The sequence below is a fragment of the Gemmiger formicilis genome (genome assembly GCF_018784445.1).
Lineage (GTDB): Bacteria > Bacillota > Clostridia > Oscillospirales > Ruminococcaceae > Gemmiger.
This window is the reverse complement of sequence record NZ_WQOH01000014.1, coordinates 111,908-129,742: the sequence shown is the minus strand read 5'-3', so window position 1 is coordinate 129,742 and position 17,835 is coordinate 111,908. Positions and strand designations below refer to the sequence as shown.

Here is a 17,835-nt window from a genome sequence, read left to right as displayed (position 1 = left end):
GCCGCCACAAAAAAATACAGCCCACGCCCCAATACAGGGACGAAGGCTGTTATGCTTCCGTGGTACCACCCGGTTTGCGGTGCCATGCTGTAAAGCATTGGCACCACCTCTTTGTGTCTGCGTTAACGCCGCAGGTACGCTCGGCTCTACGCCGAAAGCTCCGGGGTGGCTCTGCCGTGTTCACGCTGAAAGCCTTACACCAAGCGGCTTTCTCTCTGAAAAGCGGAGGGGCGGCATTGGCCCTTTCATCGCTATTTTCCTTTTTACAGGCTTATTATATGCCGTTTTTGTCCTCTTGTCAACCGCTTTTTTCCGCATAAAAGCACCCATCTGCGCAAAACCTAACACGGAGAGGAGTGTTTTTATGGCAGATGTTTTTGTAGAGATCCGGCTGGTCGTGCTGACAAGCCTGCTGTCCCTGGTGGTAATGTTCGTTTTCACCCGAATCGGCGGCAAGCGGCAGATCGCACAGATGAGCCCCTTTGACTATTTAAATGCCGTCACCGTAGGTTCTATCGGGGCCGAACTGGCGACGGACTTAGAGCAGTGGTGGCGTCCCCTGTCGGCGCTTATCATCTATATCCTTGCCACCTGGCTTGTACACTATACTGCCTGCAAAAGTAACGCCATGCGCTGCTTTTGGAGCGGGCGCAGCCTGATCCTGATGGACGGCGGCGTGATATCAAAAACAGCCTTGCAGCGGGCTGCCATTGATGTAAATGAGTTTTTGGGCCAGGCCCGGATAGCCGGGTACTTTGATCCGAACGAAATTGAAACGGCAATTTTGGAGACAAGCGGGCAAATCAGCTTTCTGCCCAAAAGTCTCAACCGCCCGCTTACGCCTGAGGATATGCAGCTGCATCCCGACGTCGCCGGCATCTGGTATGATTTAATTATCGACGGTCAGCTCATGCAGGACAATTTAAAGGCTGCAGGCCGGGATGAACGCTGGCTGGATGCCCAGCTCCACACCCAGGGCATCGGCCAACGCAGCGAGGTATTCTACGCTGCCTGTGATAAGGCAGATGGATTTTTCGCCTGTCGGGTAAAATAAAAAGAAAACCCGCCTGACAGAAACTCTATCAGGCGGGTTTGTGGTGGAGAATACCGGGATCGAACCGGTGACCTCTTGCATGCCATGCAAGCGCTCTCCCAGCTGAGCTAATCCCCCACAGCTGGCGTCGTCTGGGGTGTTTGCTCCTGACGACGTGTGTTATTATAGCAAAGCTGTTCGCAAATGTCAACAGGTTTTTGCAAAAAAACTTATAAAATATTTTATAGAAAAGGGCCGCCCCCAAATGGGATGCAGCCCTTGCAAGTATCAGATGGAAATAGCCTTGGCAATCTCGATCATGTCGCGGTCGATGGTCTTGTGCATGGACAGCGCAACGTTGACATCGTAATCGACGATCTTGTCGCCGGAGACAGCCACAACGCGGTTGTAAATGCCCTTGTCCAGCAGGTCGATGGCGTGGTAGCCCATCAGAGAGGCATTCACACGGTCGCGCACCGTGGGAGAACCGCCGCGCTGGATGTGGCCCAGAACGGTGGCACGAGAGTCAACGCCGGTAGCCGCCTGAATCTGATTGGCCAGTTCCTGGGCACCGACAACACCCTCGGACACAATGATGATGAAGTGCTTCTTGCCAGTGACCTGGGTCTGGCGCATACGATCGAGGATGTCACGCTCAAAGTCGAACGGGATCTCCGGCAGCAAAACGGCAACCGCACCGGTGGCGATGCCGACGTTCAGTGCAATATAACCAGCGTGGTGGCCCATGACCTCAACGACCGAGCAGCGGTCATGACTCTGGGTGGTGTCGCGCAGCTTATCGATGGCCTCGACAGCGGTGTTCATGGCCGTGTCGTAGCCGATGGTATACTCACTGCAGGCGATATCGTTGTCGATGGTGCCGGGCAGACCGATACAGGGAATGCCCTGGTTTGCCAGCGCACGGGCACCCATGAAGGAGCCGTCGCCGCCGATGACGACCAGCGCGTCAATGCCCAGTTCCTTACAGCGGGCAAGGCCCTTGGCCTGGCCTTCCTTCGTCTTGAACTCCAGGCAGCGTGCGGTATACAGAATCGTGCCGCCGCGGTGGATGATCTCAGACACGCTGCGGACGTTCATTTCATACACTTCACCATTGATCAGGCCGTTGTAACCACGCTGAATGCCCATCATGCGGTAGCCCTTGCTGATACCTGCACGGACGATTGCACGGACAGCGGCGTTCATGCCAGGTGCGTCACCGCCGCTGGTGAGAACACCGATCGTTTTGATTTCCTTAGCCATAAAGCGAGCCCCTCCTATTTCGGGAACTATGGACCCGCCTGAAATGTACGATGTATTCAGGCGCGGTCATCACGTTACAATAAATTTTTAACAATCTCGTGACCATCCACATTATACCACACTTTGGCCTTGGCAATTATGGACAAATCGCGCAAAACACATGGATTTATTTTGCAGACTGTTCGATATCCTGAACTTTTACACAATTTTTGCCCAGAATTCGCTCCAATTCTGTACGCAGCAGCGGATCGTCCTTGATTGCCATGTGCCGGGCCAGCACCGCTTTCCCGGTGTCCAGGAAGCGGAAGTATACCTTGACTGTGCCGCCGTCAAAGATGTTGCACAAAAGATTTTCAACCTTGTGCATTTCCGGACAGTCCCGAGCTGGCACGGTCAGGAAATACCCGGCGGCCCCTCCCCCGCTGGTCTCGCGTTTGACACGTTCGACACGGTTCATGCCAAAGTTTTTGTTCGGGTCATAACTGTCAATGGGTTGCACGCCCTCGACCAGCAACCGGGCGGCCTCGTCCTCCTTGACGGAGACGCGGCCATTGGCGACGACGACGGCGTTTTCCTGCAAGGCTGCGCGGCACTCTGCCAGGATGCGCGGGAAAACGATCATCTCCATGCTGCCGGTCAGATCCTCGACGGTGGTAAAGGCCATCAGGGTGTTGGACTTTGTCGTCATGATTTTGTTCTTGACGATGGTACAGACAAAGGTGACAGTCTGGTTGTCAAACTGTTTGGCGTCCTCCCCCAGCAGCTGGGCGATGGTGCAGGTAGCTATCTGCGCGATCTGGGCGCGGTAGGCGTCAAGCGGATGACCGGACAGGTAGAGGCCGGACACCTCTTTTTCCATTTTCAGCAGTTCGCCAGCCGAATATTCCGGCAGGTTCGGGATTTTATAATCGTCGGCGGGCTTGTCGTCGCTGCCGCCGCCCATCAGACCAAAAAGATCCATCTGACCGTCCAGGTTCTGGCGGGCATCGTTCTCGACGCTCTTCAAGATGCCCTCGACGCTTTCCAGCATACCGTGGCGGGTAGCACCGAGGTTGTCGAATGCACCGGCCTTGACGAGGTTTTCCAGTGCACGGCGGTTGAGGCCGCCGCCCCGCAAGCGCTTACAGAAATCGTACAGACTGCGGTAAGGCTGGTGGGTGCGTTCCTTAATGACGGCGTCAATTACGTCGCGGCCCACGCTCTTGACGGCGTTCAGGCCGAAGCGGATAAGGCCGCCATCCGCCGTGAAGCCGCCGCGGGAGATATTGATATCCGGCTGCTGGACCTTGATGCCCAGACGCTGGCACTCGGTCGTATATTCAATAACTTTTGACGTATTATCAAGCACACTGGTCAGGAGTGCCGCCATAAATTCATGCGGATAGTGGCACTTTAAATACGCCGTCTGGAATGCCACGTAGGCATAGCAGGCGGCATGGGATTTGTTGAACGCATACGACGCAAAGCTGATCATATCGTCGTAAATCTCGTTGGCAACGTTCTCGGGCACGCCGTTGGCCACGCAGCCCGCACACTCCTTTCCCGGTTCCTTGCAGCCGTGGACAAAGTGCTCGCGCTCAGCCTCCATGACCTTGAGCTTTTTCTTACTCATTGCGCGGCGGACATTGTCAGCCTGACCGAAGCTGAACCCGGCCAACTCGCGGCAGATCTGCATAACCTGTTCCTGGTAGATGACAACGCCGTTGGTAACGTCAACGATATGCGCCATCTGCGGCGTTTTGTAGGTCACCTGGGAAGGGTCCTTGCGGTTGCGCAGGTAGGTCGGAATGGAATCCATCGGGCCGGGGCGGTAGAGCGAAATCAGGGCAATGATATCTTCCAGGTTCTTTGGCCGCATACTGACAAGCACCTGGGTCATGCCGGTAGATTCAAGCTGGAAGATGCCCTCCGTCTCACCTTTTGCCAGCATGGCATAGGTGTCGGGGTCGTCGTAATCGAGGTTTGCAATACGGAAATCCGGATCTTTGGTATGGCGCACGGCCATCTCGGTATCATGGATGACGGTCAGCGTGCGCAGACCCAGAAAGTCCATTTTCAAAAGGCCCAGCCGCTCGATTTCCACCATGTTGAATTGGGTGACCGGCAGGCCGTCGTTCGTGGACAGCGGTACATACTCGGTGGCCGGGTCGCGGGTAATGACGACGCCCGCCGCGTGGGTGGATGCATGGCGCGGCATCCCCTCGACTTTCAGCGAGGTGTTGATGAGTTCATGCACCTGGCTGTCGCCGTCGTAGAGCGTTTTCAAATCGGGGCTGACTTCCAGCGCCTTTTTCAGCGTCATTTTCAGGTCGGTGGGAATGAGCTTTGCCACCCGGTCCACATCCTGGTAGCTCATGCCCATAACGCGGCCCACATCGCGCACGGCAGCGCGGGCGGCCATCGTACCAAACGTCACGATCTGGGCCACATGGTCACGGCCGTATTTCTCGTTGACATAGTCAATGACCTCCTGGCGGCGCTCGTAGCAGAAGTCGACGTCGAAGTCGGGCATTGAGACGCGCTCTGGGTTCAAAAAACGCTCGAAGATCAGGTTGTAGCGGATCGGGTCGATATCGGTGATGCCGACGCAGTAGGCCGCCAGACTGCCCGCGCCGGAGCCACGTCCCGGACCGACCGGAATATCGTGGCTTTTGGCGTAGTTGATAAAGTCGTAGACAATGAGGTAGTAGTTCGTGTAGCCCATCGTCTTGACGACGTTGATCTCATAGGTCAGGCGCTCACGCAGGGCATCGGTCACTTTACCGGGGTAACGGCGCTCCAGGCCCTCCCAGCAGAGCTTTTCAAAATATGCCTGGTTCTCCATGCCGTCGGGCGCTTTGAAGTACGGCAGCTTCGTCTCGCCGAAGGTAAACGCGAAGTTGCACTGCTCGGCAATTTTGTTCGTGTTCTCGCAGGCTTCGGGCACCATGGAGAAGAGGTCGTACATCTCATCGGTGGATTTCAGATAGAACTCGTCGGTCTGGAACTCCATCCGATCCACATCGTTGATGGTCTTGCCGGTCTGGATGCAAAGCAGAATGCTCTGCATCTTGGCGTCCTCTTTGGTGATATAATGGGCGTCGTTCGTTGCCGCCATCGGGATGCCGGTCTCCCGTGCCAAGCGGATGAGCTGCGGCAGCACGACCTGGTCTTCTTCGAGGCCGTGGTCCTGCAATTCGATGTAATAGTTGCCCTCGCCGAACAAGTCCCGATACCACAGCGCTGTCTGCTTGGCGCGGTCATAGTCCCCTGCCAGAATCGCGCGTGGTATCTCGCCCGCCAAGCAGGCGGACAGGCAGATCAGACCATCGTGGTACTTTTCCAGCAGTTCCTTATCGATACGCGGCTTGGAGTAAAAGCCCTCGGTAAAGCCGGCAGACACCATCTTGATAAGGTTCTTGTAGCCTGTCTCGTTTTTGCAGAGCAGAATCAGGTGGTTGTTGCCGTCGATACGGTTGACCTTATCAAAGCGGGTGCGGGTGGCTACATAGACCTCACAGCCGATGATGGGCTTGATGCCCGCCGCTTTGGCCGCATCAAAGAAAGCCACGCAGCCGTACATGACACCGTGGTCGGTGATAGCGCACGCCGTCTGCCCCATCGCTTTCAGCTGGTCAAACATCCGGTCAATGCGGCAGGCACCGTCCAACAGGCTGTACTCGGTGTGGACATGCAGGTGTGTGAATTGTCTCGGGGTCGTTTCAGGCATGGGGTGTTTCCTTTTCGTCAGGGGCCGTGCCCAGGCGGGCGGCAGCCTCCTGTATCTTCTTCATCCGGTGGGAAAGCCCGGCTTTGCTCACCGGCGGATCAAACTTCTGGGCCAGCTTTGCCAGCGGCAGGTCGGGGTACTGCATCCGCAGCTTGGCGGTGTGGCGCAGGGCCTCGGGCAGGGTGTTCATAGCCCCCGCCGCCTGCAGCTTTTCAATGGCAAGCTGCACCTGTACGGCGGCCTGGACGCTTTTGCCCAGGTTGGCTGTCTCGCAGTTGGAAAGACGGTTCGTCTTGTTGCGCATCTCGTTGTAAACACGCTGATCCATAATGCGCATGGCCGCGCCGCCCGCCCCCATAAAGGTCAGCAGATCTTCGATATGGTCGGCGGCCTTGATATAAATGGTGTTGGCCCCCTTGCGCAGGGCGCGGTGGGGATGAAAATCATGCTCGGCCAGCATGGCTTCCAGCTGTTGGGAAAGGTAATGCCGGGTCGAGAGGAATTCCAGATTGTAGCTTTTTTCAGGGTCGGTCATCGTGCCGCAGCACAAAAACGCTGTAGAGATAAACGCCTGCATACAGTTCTGGCATCTGAAATTTTCCGGACGGATGCGCAGGGTAGGCTCCTTGCCGGTGTGGCCAAACAGTGCCAGCATCTTGGCAACCTCGGCTGGGTCCTTTACGCTGAACTCATACACCGGGCCTGTGGGGCGTTCCTTGCTGATAACAGTGCCTTGCACACCGCAGCGACGGTAGAGCTTTTGGGCAAAATGGGCAACGCCCTCGTTTTCGGTCTGTAAGACAACACCGCGGTCATCAAAGTATTTGCCAAAACAGGCCACCGCATACGCGGCGGCCATGTTGCAGCAGGGTTTGCTGATTTTGCGGCGTAGTATTTCGTTTTTCACTTCTTGAGAAAAGCTCAAGGTGGTGGTCTCCTTATTATAAACTTCGGTTCACGTCGCGGTGCTGCACGCTGGGGGCATAGCCGAGTTTCTCGCAGAACTCGCCAATCTTCCGTGCGAACGTGATGGAGCGGTGCTTGCCGCCGGTGCAGCCCACCGCGATCATCAGCTGGCTTTTGCCCTCCTTGACATAGAGCGGCAGGGCGTATTCCAACATACTCTCATAGCGGCGCAGCAGCTCCTGCGACGCTTCGGAGTTCATGACGTAGTCCACGACCTCCTGGTCGAGGCCAGTCTTGTGCTTGAGTTCCGGCACATAGAAGGGGTTTGGCAAACAGCGCACATCCAACACCAGGTCTGCCTCCTGTGGCAGACCGTACTTGAAGCCGAAGGACACGACCATCAACTCCATCGGGCTTTCGCCCTTGTCCAGAAATAGGCTGCACACCCGCTCACGGTTCTGCGCCGCCGAAAGCAACGACGTGTCGATGACATATTTTGCCTTCTCACGCAAAGGCTGTAATAGCTTGCGCTCCTTGGCGATAGCCTCGGTGATGGGGACTTTCTCGCTGATGGTGATGGGGTGCTGGCGGCGTGTCTCCTTGTAGCGGCGCTGGATGACGGAATCGTTCGCATCCAGGAACAGGATGTCGTAATCGATTTTCTTGGCATCCAGGTCGTCCAGGGCGGCTTTCAGCTGCTCGATGCTGCGCACGCCGCGCACATCCATAACGACCGCCACGCGGTTGAGCTGGTTCTCGCCTTGCAGGGCAAAGTCCACGATACGCGGCAGCAATGCCACCGGGATATTATCAATGCAGAAAAAGCCGATATCCTCCAGCGCATTGACAGCCATAGACTTGCCCGCGCCGGACAGGCCGGTCACGATCAGAAAGTTCATTTCCCCCACCGCTCTCTTATTTTACCACGCGAATCTCACGTTCCAGCACAAAGCCGGTCTTTTGCTTCACGATTTGTTTGACCTGCTCAGTCAGTTCTACCACGTCGGCACAGGTCGCGCCGCCGCGGTTGATGACAAAGCCGCAATGTTTCTCACTGATCTGCGCGCCGCCCACGGTAAAGCCCCGCAGGCCGCAGTCCTCGATCAGCTTGCCCGCAAACGCGCCCACGGGCCGCTTGAAGGTGCTGCCCGCGCTGGGCCACTCCAGCGGCTGCTTTTCCTTGCGCTTGCCCAGCAGCTCCTGCATCTTGGCAAGCACGGCAGCACCATCGCCGCGGTGCAGAACGACCGTGACCGACAGGATGCACCAGCCGGGATTTTGTTCAAAAATACTGGTACGATAGCCCATAGCCAGATCCGCCGCAGGCAGCGTACGCAGCTGTAAGTTGTCATCCAGGAAGGTCACGCTTTCCAGCACGTCCTTCAATTCGCCGCCGTAGGCACCGGCGTTCATATAGACCGCGCCGCCCACCGTGCCGGGGATGCCGCAGGCAAATTCCAGTCCGGTCAGGCCCAGCGCTTGGGCCTTGCTGCAAAGCCGGCCCAGGGTCTGCCCTGCCCCGGCGGTGATGCGCACGATATCGTTGTCTGCGTCGGAGTGCTCCATCTCGGCCACGCCGCGCATATCGATGACTGCGCCGTCAAACCCTGCATCGTCAAACAATGTGTTGGAGCCGTTGCCCAGCAGGTAGACCCGCGCGCCGTTTTCGCGGCAGAGGGCCAGCGTGCTGCGCAGTTCCTCCGCGTTATGCGGCGTACACCAGAACGCTGCCGGGCCGCCGATTTTGAATGTCGTGTGCCCTGCCAGCGGCTCGTCCTGCACAAACGGCAGTCCTGCCGCCGCCAGTGACTCACGCAGTGCCGTGATCGTTTGTTCCTGCATGGAAACCTCCGTAAAAACTGCTGTTAAATAGAATTTCCCAGGGCAGCTGCACCGATAACACCCGCGTCGTTATGCAGCGTGCAGGCACAGATTTTGGGGAATTTGCCGGTGGTGATGTTCTTCGTCTCGTTCTCAGCATATGCGCGGACCGGGGCCAGCAGGACTTCGCCCTGGTTGGACACACCGCCGCCGATGCAAATGACCTCCGGCTCAAAGGTGTTGATGACGTTTGCAATGCCGACGCCGACATACTCGATCCAGCTGTCCACGACCTGCTTTGCCGTCTCATCGCCCTTAGCCATGGCGTCAAAGGCGAGCTTGGCGTTGACATGGTCGATATCCTGGGTCATCTTCCACATGATGGTGTTTTTGTTGGCCTGCATGGCGGCCTTTGTCTCGCGGGTCAGTGCGCTGGCAGAGGCATAGCGCTCCCAGCAGCCCTTGCGGCCGCAGGTGCACTGGATGCCGTCCTTAACGATGACGTTGTGGCCCATTTCGCCAGCCGCAAAGTTGAAGCCGCGCAGGATTTTACCGCCCAGAATGATGCCGCTGCCGATGCCGGTGCCCAGGGTGATGACGACTGCGTCGTTATAACCCTTGGCGCCGCCCGCAATGTACTCGCCGTAAGCGGCGGCGTTGGCATCATTTTCCACATAGACCTTGCAGCCCAGCATCTTTTCCATGTCGGGGCCAAGGTTCCAGTCATAGTAGCCGAAGTTCGTGTTGAAGCCGACAAAGCCGGTCTTGAAGTTCACACTGCCGGGGGTTCCGATGCCCACATAGTTGACATCGGCAAAGTCAACTTTGTTTTCTTTGGCAACGGTGCGGCACAGGTCTGCCAATGCCTTTTCCAAATCCTCCGCCGGGCGGGGCAGGCGCGTAGCCCATGTGGTCTTGGCGACGATTTCGTAGTTCTCGTTGACCAAGCCGGCGGTCATGGTGGTGCCGCCCAGATCGATACCAATGGTGTACTTGCTCATAATAAAATTCCTCCTACTTTTTCTGCACAGGTTTTTTTATGCAATTTCAATTCACGGACCAGGTTTTCCCGCGTGGCGTTCACGATGAGCTCCTGCGGGAAATCCATCTCTTCCAGCATGGCGTAGAGGGCTGTCAGGCCGTGTTTCAACTGGTGTGTGCTGTGGGCATCGCTGTCCACAGCGATATGGCAGCCGCTTTGCAGGCAGGCTGCCAGCAGAGCGCGCATATTGGGGATGCCGTCCTTGCGGACATTGAAGGAGTTGCCGTTCAGCTCCACGACCTTGTGATTTTTGGCAAACGCTTTGGTGACAAGGTCGTAGTCGTAGCGGTAGTTTTCCTGCTCGGAATGGCCGATGATATCTACGTAAGGGTTTTCCGCCACAGCCAGCCAGAGGCGGTTTGCCTCCTTGCGGGTCAGCAGGCCCGGCACACAGGAGCTGTGAATGGACGCCACGACCCAATCCTGGTCTTTGAGCTGGCTCTCAGGCATATCCAACCCGCCTTTAGTGTCCATGACATTGGCCTCGGCTCCGTAGAGCATAACGACATCGTTGATCACAGGGGGCATGGCGCTCCAGTTGGAGAAATGCCACGAGTGCGGCGCATCGGGCATAGCGGGCGCGTGGTCAGTCACAGCCAGGGCGCAGTAACCGATTTCCTTGGCCGCTACGGCCATTTCGTTAAAGGTGTTGTAAGCGTGGGTCGCACACAGGGTATGGGTGTGCAGGTCTGCAATCATTTGCATGGAATGGAAAAACCTCTTTTATTTTGAGATATCGTCCGCCAAGCCCAGCTGGGTCAGCAGCTCCTTGGCAGCGTTGTAGCCCATTTCCTTCTGGCGGTTGTTGATGGCCGCCGTTTCCAGAATAACAGCCAGGTTACGGCCGGGCATGACCGGGATGAGCATGCTGGGCACCTTGACACCGAGGATATCATAATACTCGGTCTCAAGGCCGGTGCGGTCGTAGTTCTTTGTGCGGTCCCAGGGTTCAAGCTGAACGACCATCTCGACCTCAACGCTGGAACGCACTGAACCGATACCGAACACGCGGGCCACATTGATAATGCCAATACCGCGCAGCTCAATAAAGTGGCGGATATTGGCGGGTGCGGTGCCGAGGATTTTGCGGTAGGACACCCGGCGCAGCTCAACGGCGTCATCGGCGATCAAACGGTGGCCGCGCTTGACCAGCTCGATGGCCGTCTCGCTCTTGCCGACGCCGGAGTCGCCCAGAATCAGGATGCCTTCGCCGTAGACCTCGACCAATACGCCGTGGCGAGTGATGCGGGGCGCAAGCTCGGTGTTCAAGGTCGTGATGAGCTGGCCCATCAGGGCAGACGTCATCTCGGTGGACATCAGGAGCGGCACGCCGTACTGCTTGGCATACTGCATCATTTCGGACATGGGCCGCATCCCGCGCGTGAGCACAACAGCCGGCGGCTGGAAGGAAAACAGCTTTTCCAGGTGGGTGTTGCGCAGCGAAGTGGACAACTCATCCAGATAGGACATTTCGGTCAGGCCGATGATCTGGATGCGCTTGTTGTCAAAGTTTTCATAGTAACCGGCCAGCAGGATACCCGGGCGGTACACCTCGGTTGCCGTGACCTGAATCTTGTCCAGCTCACAGGGGGTGTAGGCGGTCGTCAGATTGGCTTCCTCAGCCAGCTTTGCCAGGGAAACAGAGAATTCGGACACAGTGGAACGCCCCTTTCCTTTTTGTAGAACATTATTACTTATTATACCGTACCTGCCGATTTTTGTACAGAGGGCGCAGGTGTACAATGTTAAAAAAATACCCGCTGTTTTTGGATAAAAACAGCGGGCAGCAGGTTTTATGTCTGGGGGCACAGTTTGGCAAACGCCCCGCGCAGGGCTGTTTGCAGCCAGAGCAGCGCCTTGGCCGCGGCAAAAGCTGCCGCCAGATAGATAATGAAGAGGAACGCTGTGTCCCGGCGGGAGAGCGCCGCCAAGTCAAAGTGGGATGCCATATCCTGGATGAGCACATGATGCACAAGGAACACCGCGTAGGAAATTTTGGCAAGCTCTGCGCCGAGCGCACGAGGCCAGGGGCGGTCCAGCAGCGGCGACACCAGCGCCAGCAGGATAAACACCCCCATGCTTGCCAGAGCACAGGTGATTTTGCCGTCCCATCCTTTAGCCGGGATGGCCGCCACCAGCAGTGCCGGAGCCAAGATGTACTGCACTTTTTTCGGCAGCATCAAAAACGTCATGCCGAAGAGAAATTCCGGGATATGTACGGCCACCAGCCGCGCATCCCAGCCCAGCAGGTGTACCGGGATACACACGGCCAGCGTCACAACCCAGGTCAGCCAGGCGTTTTTGCGCAAGGCCCGCTGCAGAAGCGGGAACAGCAGATATAAAAACAGGATACTGCCTAAAAACCACTCACCCACGCAGGCAAAGTCCATGCCGACCCACCCAGCGGCAACGGCGAAGTTGTCAAGGCCCAAAAAGGTCAGCACCAGCGTGACGGTCCTGGCCCCGCCGAAACTGCCTGGGCGCGTGACGAACCGGCAGCTGAACACAACGAACCACGCGAGCCAGAACAGCGGATAGACAGCTCTTGCCCGCTTTTTGTAAAATTGCGGGGGGCTTTGCTCTGCCGGGACTGTCAGCGCCAGTGACGCGCCGGACACGATAAAAAACAGCGAGGAGCCGAAATCCCCCAAATAAATGCCCAGCGGCAGGTTGCTGGTGAAAATTTTATGAGGCAATGTGAAATAGCCTGTGACCGTCGCATTGAAATGCACGACCAGAATACAGATGAGCGCCACGGCGCGGACTAGGTCCAGATAAAAAAGGCGTTGCTTTTTGATGGCTCTTCTCCCCTTTTACTTTTGCAGTTTGTGCTTGATGAGCCGCCCCAGATGCTTGGCCACGACGGCAGGCCGAGCGGCATCGGCCTCGTACACATCCAGAACATCCGCCCGCGCGGCAGCCTGGGCGGCGGTTTCAAAGGCAGCGGCATAATACCCGGCGGCCTGGGCTGTCAGGGCCAGCTGCCAAGCGTCGCGCTGGGTGGTGCAGGGCGGGATGCCGTCGAGGAAGGAAGCCTCCCGCACCAGCAGCCAGCCGCAGTTGGGTGCAGGCAGTGGGTCGCTGCCAACAGGCACGGCGGCTTTTTCGGCCAGTGTCCCGGCGTCGCGTTGCCACTGGGTACGCCGGGCGGCGGCGCAGCCCTGCCACAACGGCAGCGCCGGGCTGAGCACTCCCAACAGCGGCTTTTTTTCAAACAGCTGCGCGGCGCGGCCCAGCAGGGCGTCCGCGTCGGCAGAGGCCTTTTTATTGTACCAGTCCGTCACCGGGTCGGCAGCGGGCAGCGTGTACCGCAACAAGCGCAGACCCAGCGCGGCCAGGTCGGGCACTTCGGCGGCGGGTTCTGCTATCACGTAATTCCAGTGCAGGTTCTTTGCCAGTGCGGCCATGGGCTGTGTCTGCAAGAGCGACGCAAGTAAAAGGTCAACGGGAAACTCCGTGTGCGCTTTCACATAGCGGTACAGTTCCCCCGCCGCGCAGCCATCGGTGCGGCGCAGCTCGTCGGCATAGGGCGTGAACAGGCTGCGGCGCTTGAAAAACGGGCAGTCCCGTTTTTGCAGTAGTTCTGCCGGGCAGGCCATGATGGGGTTGACGAAAACGCCGCACAAATCGTCGGTATTTACATAAGTATCCCAGATATAGCCCTTGGCAGCAAAGTACGGCGTGAACCGCGTTTCGTGCAGGATAACCGACTGTTCATAGCTTGCGGGCAGCGCCATCTGCTGCCAATAGTCCCAGAAGGCGTCGCTGTTGAATAATCGCGGCCGCAGCGCCAGGAAGTGGGATTGCAGGTGTTCCGGCACCGCGCCGCCAAAGCGGCGGCTCTGCATGGCATAATGGCGCGTCAGGCCCCAGAAGTCGAGTTCCGCCCGCGCGTCCATAGCGGCGAACATCGGCCCCAGCGGGCAGACAGGCCCCGCCAGCGTAAAATTCATGAGGATGACTTCCTCATACTCCGCCAGCTTCTCCCTGCCAAGGGTCAGCAGAGCCTCTTTGTAAGCACCTACATCAAAGCCGGTGTTGTCCCGCTCAATGCGGCCTGCGCCCGCCTGCCGCACCCAGACGCGGTCCGCCGGGGTCAGCGTGCCGTTGGTAACAAACAGCACCTTGGCGTACTTCTGCATGGCTTGCACAGCAATACGGCAGGCCGTATCGATGCGGCCTGCCGGGTCGTAATGGAAATAGATGACCAGTCGTTTCATAAGGGGTCAGTCCTCGTAGGGGCCTTCGTGCGGTCCAAAGATGGCACGCTTGGTGTTGATGATGACCTTGTAGGAACCTGCGGGCAGGTTGTCCCGCAGCCAGTTCCGCGCGTGGCGGCGCTTGCTGTCGGAGTACGGCCCATAGTGGCTGAACAGGTGGTGCTTTTTGTAGGCAAAGCCTGTGGCCGAGTTTTCCGCACCGTAGAAGGTCGTGCAGTCGAACACCCGGGCCAGCGGGCGGATCATGCCGCTGGCGTAGGCCTGCATCGTGTCGTTGTGGGTAACGGCATAGTTTTTGCTCATGACCACCGCCGGGTAGTAGCCCGCGCTCTGGGCCACAAATGGGTAAATGCGCTCGATGGCGTGGCTGATGGTGCCGTCCTGCGGTAAGGGTTCGGGCGGGAAGTCCGAATGCTGCCAGCCGTGGGCAAACAGCGGTTCCAGCGCCTTGGGGCGGAACCAGAACACACTGCCGTAGGGCGCAATGGGAGATTTTTCGCCGGAAATGGGTATATCGATGCCCAGATCTTTCATCAGCTTTTTCGTGTTCTCAAAGTTCGGGCCCCAGCCGCCGGAGCACATATTCATAAAGTACAAGCCGTGCGTCGGGTACGGCGGGCAGAGAATACCGAGGTAGGGATCCTTTTCAAATTCACACAGCACGTTCAGCACATGGGCTGCATTTTTGCAAACGTTCTCGTTGCAGACATAGCCGAAGCTGGCCCCCACACTGCCCGGCTTGGTCTGGATGGCCTTTTTGTCATGCATAAAGCAGGCATAGTCGTAGTCTTTGAGCTGCGGGGCCAGGTCGCACAGAAACGCGGCCACATCGCGGCCCTGGTTTTCCACCACGGTCACGGTGACGCTGTGCAGGTTCAAATCAGCAAAGGCCGCTTCGATCTGCGGTTTTTTTTCGGCGCTGCTCGTCGAGATAAAAACGTCCGTCTCCGGCGGGAACTTGGCCGCAAACGCCTTGCTCTGGTCGAGCATATCCATAAAATAGAGGTGCATGGCCAGCGCAATGCGGCGGTTTTTGCAGATACTCTCCGCCGTAACGGCATCCAGCACAGTCGGCTCAATGATGCGGGTCAGGGCCAGGCTGCGGGTGAAGTCGTGGGGGTGCATCGTGCGGATCATGTTCTTCCAGATGAGAGCCATCGGATAGTCTGTCTCATCCCGCAGGTAGGCGTACAGTTCCTGCACCGGCTCCCCCGCTGTATAGTTGAGGTAGGCTTCCAGCTCGTGCATAAAGCTGCGGCGCTTGAACAGCGGACACTTTTTCTCCCGCAGAAGGCGCGTCGGACAGACGAGCAGCGGATAGTCGGTGAACTCCTTCAAATCGTCGGTCTTGACATAGACGTCCCACTTGAAGCCCTTATCCTCAAACTGTTTGGTGAACACGGCCTCGTACCGCTGCACCGAGTCGGTGTAGCTTTCGATCATCGGCATATTGTCCCAATAATTTTGCAGTTCAGGGGCCTTGACAAAGCGCTGGCGGTAGACGATGAAATGGGACTGGATGTGCACCGGCAGATAGTTATAAAGGTGCTTGCCCTTGAAGGGGTTCGACTTTGCGCCGTGGTGGATAGACAGACCCCAGAAATCGAGATCCTGATTTTCCCACATGGCGTCAAACATTTCCTTGAGCGGGCGCACCGGACCCATCAAGGTCGAGTTCGTCATGACGATCTCGTCAAATTCAGTGAGCTTCGCCCAGCCGTAAGAATCCAGCGCCGTTTTGTAGGCCCAGACGTCGAGGCCCTTGTTCTCGCGCACGATGATGTTGTCGGTAAACTGTTCAAAGGCCGCGCGGCCCTGTGCGCTGAGCTTGCCGTTGCAGACGACGACCAGCTCGGTCAGGTTCTTATTCAGGTCAGCGAGGTAGTAGGTGATGAAATCATCCACATCGCCGTTTTTTTCGTAAAAGAAAAAGATGCCCAATCGTTTCATTGCGTTTTTCCTTTTATGCTCTTTTATGCTTTTTTGTAGGTATCCATGGACAGAATCTTATTGATCTTGGCCGGGTCACCCCAAGTGCCCGGGCTGTCGTAGGGGCGGTCCGGGAATGCGCCGTAGTTGAGCCTGATTTTATAGTTTTTGTCTTTGAGGAACTGCTCGACCCGCTCGGCCAGGCTCATCGGCTTGCCGGTGCAGACGTTGATAATGCCATTGATCTCATCCTGCACGCTGGCCGCCACAATCATGTTTGCCAACTCGTCCACATCGATGAAATCATAGAGGTTCTTGCCGCTGGTGAACGGAAAGGTCTTTTTGCCGTCCTGCTCGGCCTGGGTGATTTTTGCAAAAATGGAGCTGCCGTGGGCTTCGTCGCCGGTGATGTAGTAGGCCCGCAGCCAATGCAGCTTGCAGGGGGCATCCGCCAGCGTCAGCATCATGCTTTGGCGCAGGGCGTTTTTGGCAATACCGTACTGGCTCTGGGGCTTGCATGGCGTGCTCTCGTTGATAGCCCCCTCCCAGTAGCCGACCTCGTGCATCGTGCCCATGATGCTCAAATCTTTGAGGCCGCCGTCGATGAGGGCGTTCAGGAACACGATATGGCTGGACAGATCCTTCATGTGGGCGGGCGAATTGTGGCGGAAGCCGTCGCGCCAGGCCAGATGGATGCAGATATCCGGGCTGCCCAGTTTGCGGTACAGGTCAGCGTCGCCGCTGAACAGCGGCACATCGCAGAACTCGGCGCGCTCGTCCACACCTTTAAAGTTGAAGTCTGCCGCAATGACCTTATAGCCGCGATCCAGGGCATTTTTGACCACATGGCGGCCGATATACCCGGCCGCGCCGGTGACAAGAATCGTTTTCATAGTTGTTCCTCTCTGATGGTCAGCAAATCGTACAGATTTTGCAGCCGCAGCTGGTATAAGAGCAGCGCGGCCGTCTGCTTTTTATTTTTCCCTGCATCGTGCAAAATGTCAAGCATTCCGCCCGGGTATGGGGCCAGAACTTCCCGCAGGGTGCGCCACGCCTGCCGACGCAGCGGATCGGGGGCGCGGGCATCCCGCAGCTGGTGCATCAAAAATGTCACGACCTGGGCGCGGCGGTTTTTCCACACAGCCTGCATTTCGTCGGGGCTGCACCAGCGCTGGGCGGCGTGAAATTCCGCCTCCATCCAGGGTTCCAACGCCCGGATGCGCCCCATAAGTGCCTGCGCCGTCCGCGCACAGGAGGTGCTCTGCGCCCCCTCAAAGTGGCGGTAGACTACCCGCGGGATGTAGACCGCCTTGCAGATGCGCCGGTAGGCCGCAGCGTTAAAGACGAAATCCTCCAGGCCGAAGCTGCACCGCTCATTAAAGCGCAGGCCCAACAGCGCTGTGCGGCGGTAAAGGGCGTTCCAGACAAACTGCGGGCCGCTGTTCTCCAAAAAGGCACCATAGCCGCCCTTGCCCAATTCTATTGTGCAAGGCTGCCCGGTGGGATGCCTCTGCTCGGCAAAGGTGCCGTCCGGGCGCTGGCGCAAAAGCTCATACCCGCCGCGCACAATGTCGGCGTGGGAATCCTCTGCAGTCTGCAAAAGCAGTTTAAGTGCCCCCTGCCAGAACAGATCATCGTCGTCGCAGAAGGCGATAAACTCGCCGCCCGCGGCTTCCAGCCCGCGGTTGCGGGCCGCGCAGATGCCGGCGTTTTTCTGGGTGATGACGTGGATGCAGTCGTTCTCGCTGGCAAGCACATGGCAGAGCCGGGCCGTGCCGTCGGCGGAGCCATCGTTGACGATGATGATTTCCATCCCCGGCACCTGCTGGGAAAGGATGGACTCCACGGCGGTGCGCAGGGTCTTTTCGGCGTTGTAGGCCGGTAAAATGACGCTGATTTTTGCCATGGTATC

The 17,835-nt window shown here is 57.7% G+C and carries 14 protein-coding genes and 1 tRNA gene; 1 reads left to right on the top strand and 14 read right to left on the bottom strand.

Going from position 1 to position 17,835, the window contains the following annotated elements; translation table 11 throughout:
• Positions 1 to 364 precede the first annotated feature (364 nt).
• Complete coding sequence (locus GPK89_RS05555; protein ID WP_215691939.1) at positions 365 to 1,054, top strand: DUF421 domain-containing protein; 690 nt, start codon at positions 365 to 367, stop codon at positions 1,052 to 1,054.
• Positions 1,055 to 1,095: 41 nt separating this feature from the next.
• On the opposite strand, the gene GPK89_RS05550 is transcribed toward GPK89_RS05555, so the two are convergent.
• From GPK89_RS05550 to GPK89_RS05485, 14 genes are all read right to left on the bottom strand, one after another.
• Positions 1,096 to 1,171: transfer RNA gene (locus tag GPK89_RS05550), tRNA-Ala, on the bottom strand.
• A gap of 150 nt (positions 1,172 to 1,321) precedes the next feature.
• The gene (gene pfkA, locus GPK89_RS05545) at positions 1,322 to 2,296 is read right to left on the bottom strand and encodes a 6-phosphofructokinase (protein WP_215691938.1); all 975 of its coding nucleotides are present in this window, start codon (positions 2,294 to 2,296) and stop codon (positions 1,322 to 1,324) included.
• Between the two features lie 166 nt (positions 2,297 to 2,462).
• Positions 2,463 to 6,005 carry a DNA polymerase III subunit alpha gene (locus tag GPK89_RS05540; protein WP_215691937.1) on the bottom strand — a complete coding sequence of 1,181 codons (3,543 nt, stop codon included), beginning with the start codon at positions 6,003 to 6,005 and terminating at the stop codon, positions 2,463 to 2,465.
• Complete coding sequence (whiA, locus tag GPK89_RS05535; protein ID WP_215691936.1) at positions 5,998 to 6,930, bottom strand: DNA-binding protein WhiA; 933 nt, start codon at positions 6,928 to 6,930, stop codon at positions 5,998 to 6,000. Before whiA ends, GPK89_RS05540 begins: the two co-directional genes overlap by 8 nt.
• Before the next feature lie 16 nt (positions 6,931 to 6,946).
• Positions 6,947 to 7,810 (bottom strand): RNase adapter RapZ, encoded by an 864-nt coding sequence (gene rapZ / locus GPK89_RS05530; RefSeq protein ID WP_215691935.1) that lies wholly within the window; start codon positions 7,808 to 7,810, stop codon positions 6,947 to 6,949.
• A 16-nt stretch (positions 7,811 to 7,826) separates the two neighbouring features.
• The gene (murB, locus tag GPK89_RS05525) at positions 7,827 to 8,753 is read right to left on the bottom strand and encodes a UDP-N-acetylmuramate dehydrogenase (protein WP_215691934.1); all 927 of its coding nucleotides are present in this window, start codon (positions 8,751 to 8,753) and stop codon (positions 7,827 to 7,829) included.
• A 23-nt stretch (positions 8,754 to 8,776) separates the two neighbouring features.
• Entirely contained in the window at positions 8,777 to 9,733 is a 957-nt protein-coding gene (locus tag GPK89_RS05520; RefSeq protein ID WP_215691933.1) for an ROK family protein, read from the bottom strand.
• On the bottom strand, positions 9,730 to 10,479 hold the full coding sequence (locus tag GPK89_RS05515) for a phosphatase (RefSeq protein WP_215691932.1): 750 nt from the start codon (positions 10,477 to 10,479) through the stop codon (positions 9,730 to 9,732). Before GPK89_RS05515 ends, GPK89_RS05520 begins: the two co-directional genes overlap by 4 nt.
• Before the next feature lie 18 nt (positions 10,480 to 10,497).
• Entirely contained in the window at positions 10,498 to 11,430 is a 933-nt protein-coding gene (hprK, locus tag GPK89_RS05510; RefSeq protein ID WP_215691931.1) for an HPr(Ser) kinase/phosphatase, read from the bottom strand.
• A gap of 137 nt (positions 11,431 to 11,567) precedes the next feature.
• Complete coding sequence (locus GPK89_RS05505; RefSeq protein WP_275951425.1) at positions 11,568 to 12,548, bottom strand: acyltransferase family protein; 981 nt, start codon at positions 12,546 to 12,548, stop codon at positions 11,568 to 11,570.
• 39 nt (positions 12,549 to 12,587) lie between these two features.
• On the bottom strand, positions 12,588 to 13,994 hold the full coding sequence (locus tag GPK89_RS05500; RefSeq protein ID WP_215691929.1) for a rhamnan synthesis F family protein: 1,407 nt from the start codon (positions 13,992 to 13,994) through the stop codon (positions 12,588 to 12,590).
• 6 nt (positions 13,995 to 14,000) lie between these two features.
• Positions 14,001 to 15,944 (bottom strand): rhamnan synthesis F family protein, encoded by a 1,944-nt coding sequence (locus GPK89_RS05495; RefSeq protein ID WP_215691928.1) that lies wholly within the window; start codon positions 15,942 to 15,944, stop codon positions 14,001 to 14,003.
• 23 nt (positions 15,945 to 15,967) lie between these two features.
• Entirely contained in the window at positions 15,968 to 16,816 is an 849-nt protein-coding gene (locus GPK89_RS05490) for an NAD-dependent epimerase/dehydratase family protein (RefSeq protein ID WP_215691927.1), read from the bottom strand.
• The gene (locus GPK89_RS05485; protein WP_215691926.1) at positions 16,813 to 17,829 is read right to left on the bottom strand and encodes a glycosyltransferase family 2 protein; all 1,017 of its coding nucleotides are present in this window, start codon (positions 17,827 to 17,829) and stop codon (positions 16,813 to 16,815) included. The genes GPK89_RS05490 and GPK89_RS05485 overlap by 4 nt, the downstream gene beginning before the upstream one ends.
• Between the last annotated feature and the right edge of the window lie 6 nt (positions 17,830 to 17,835).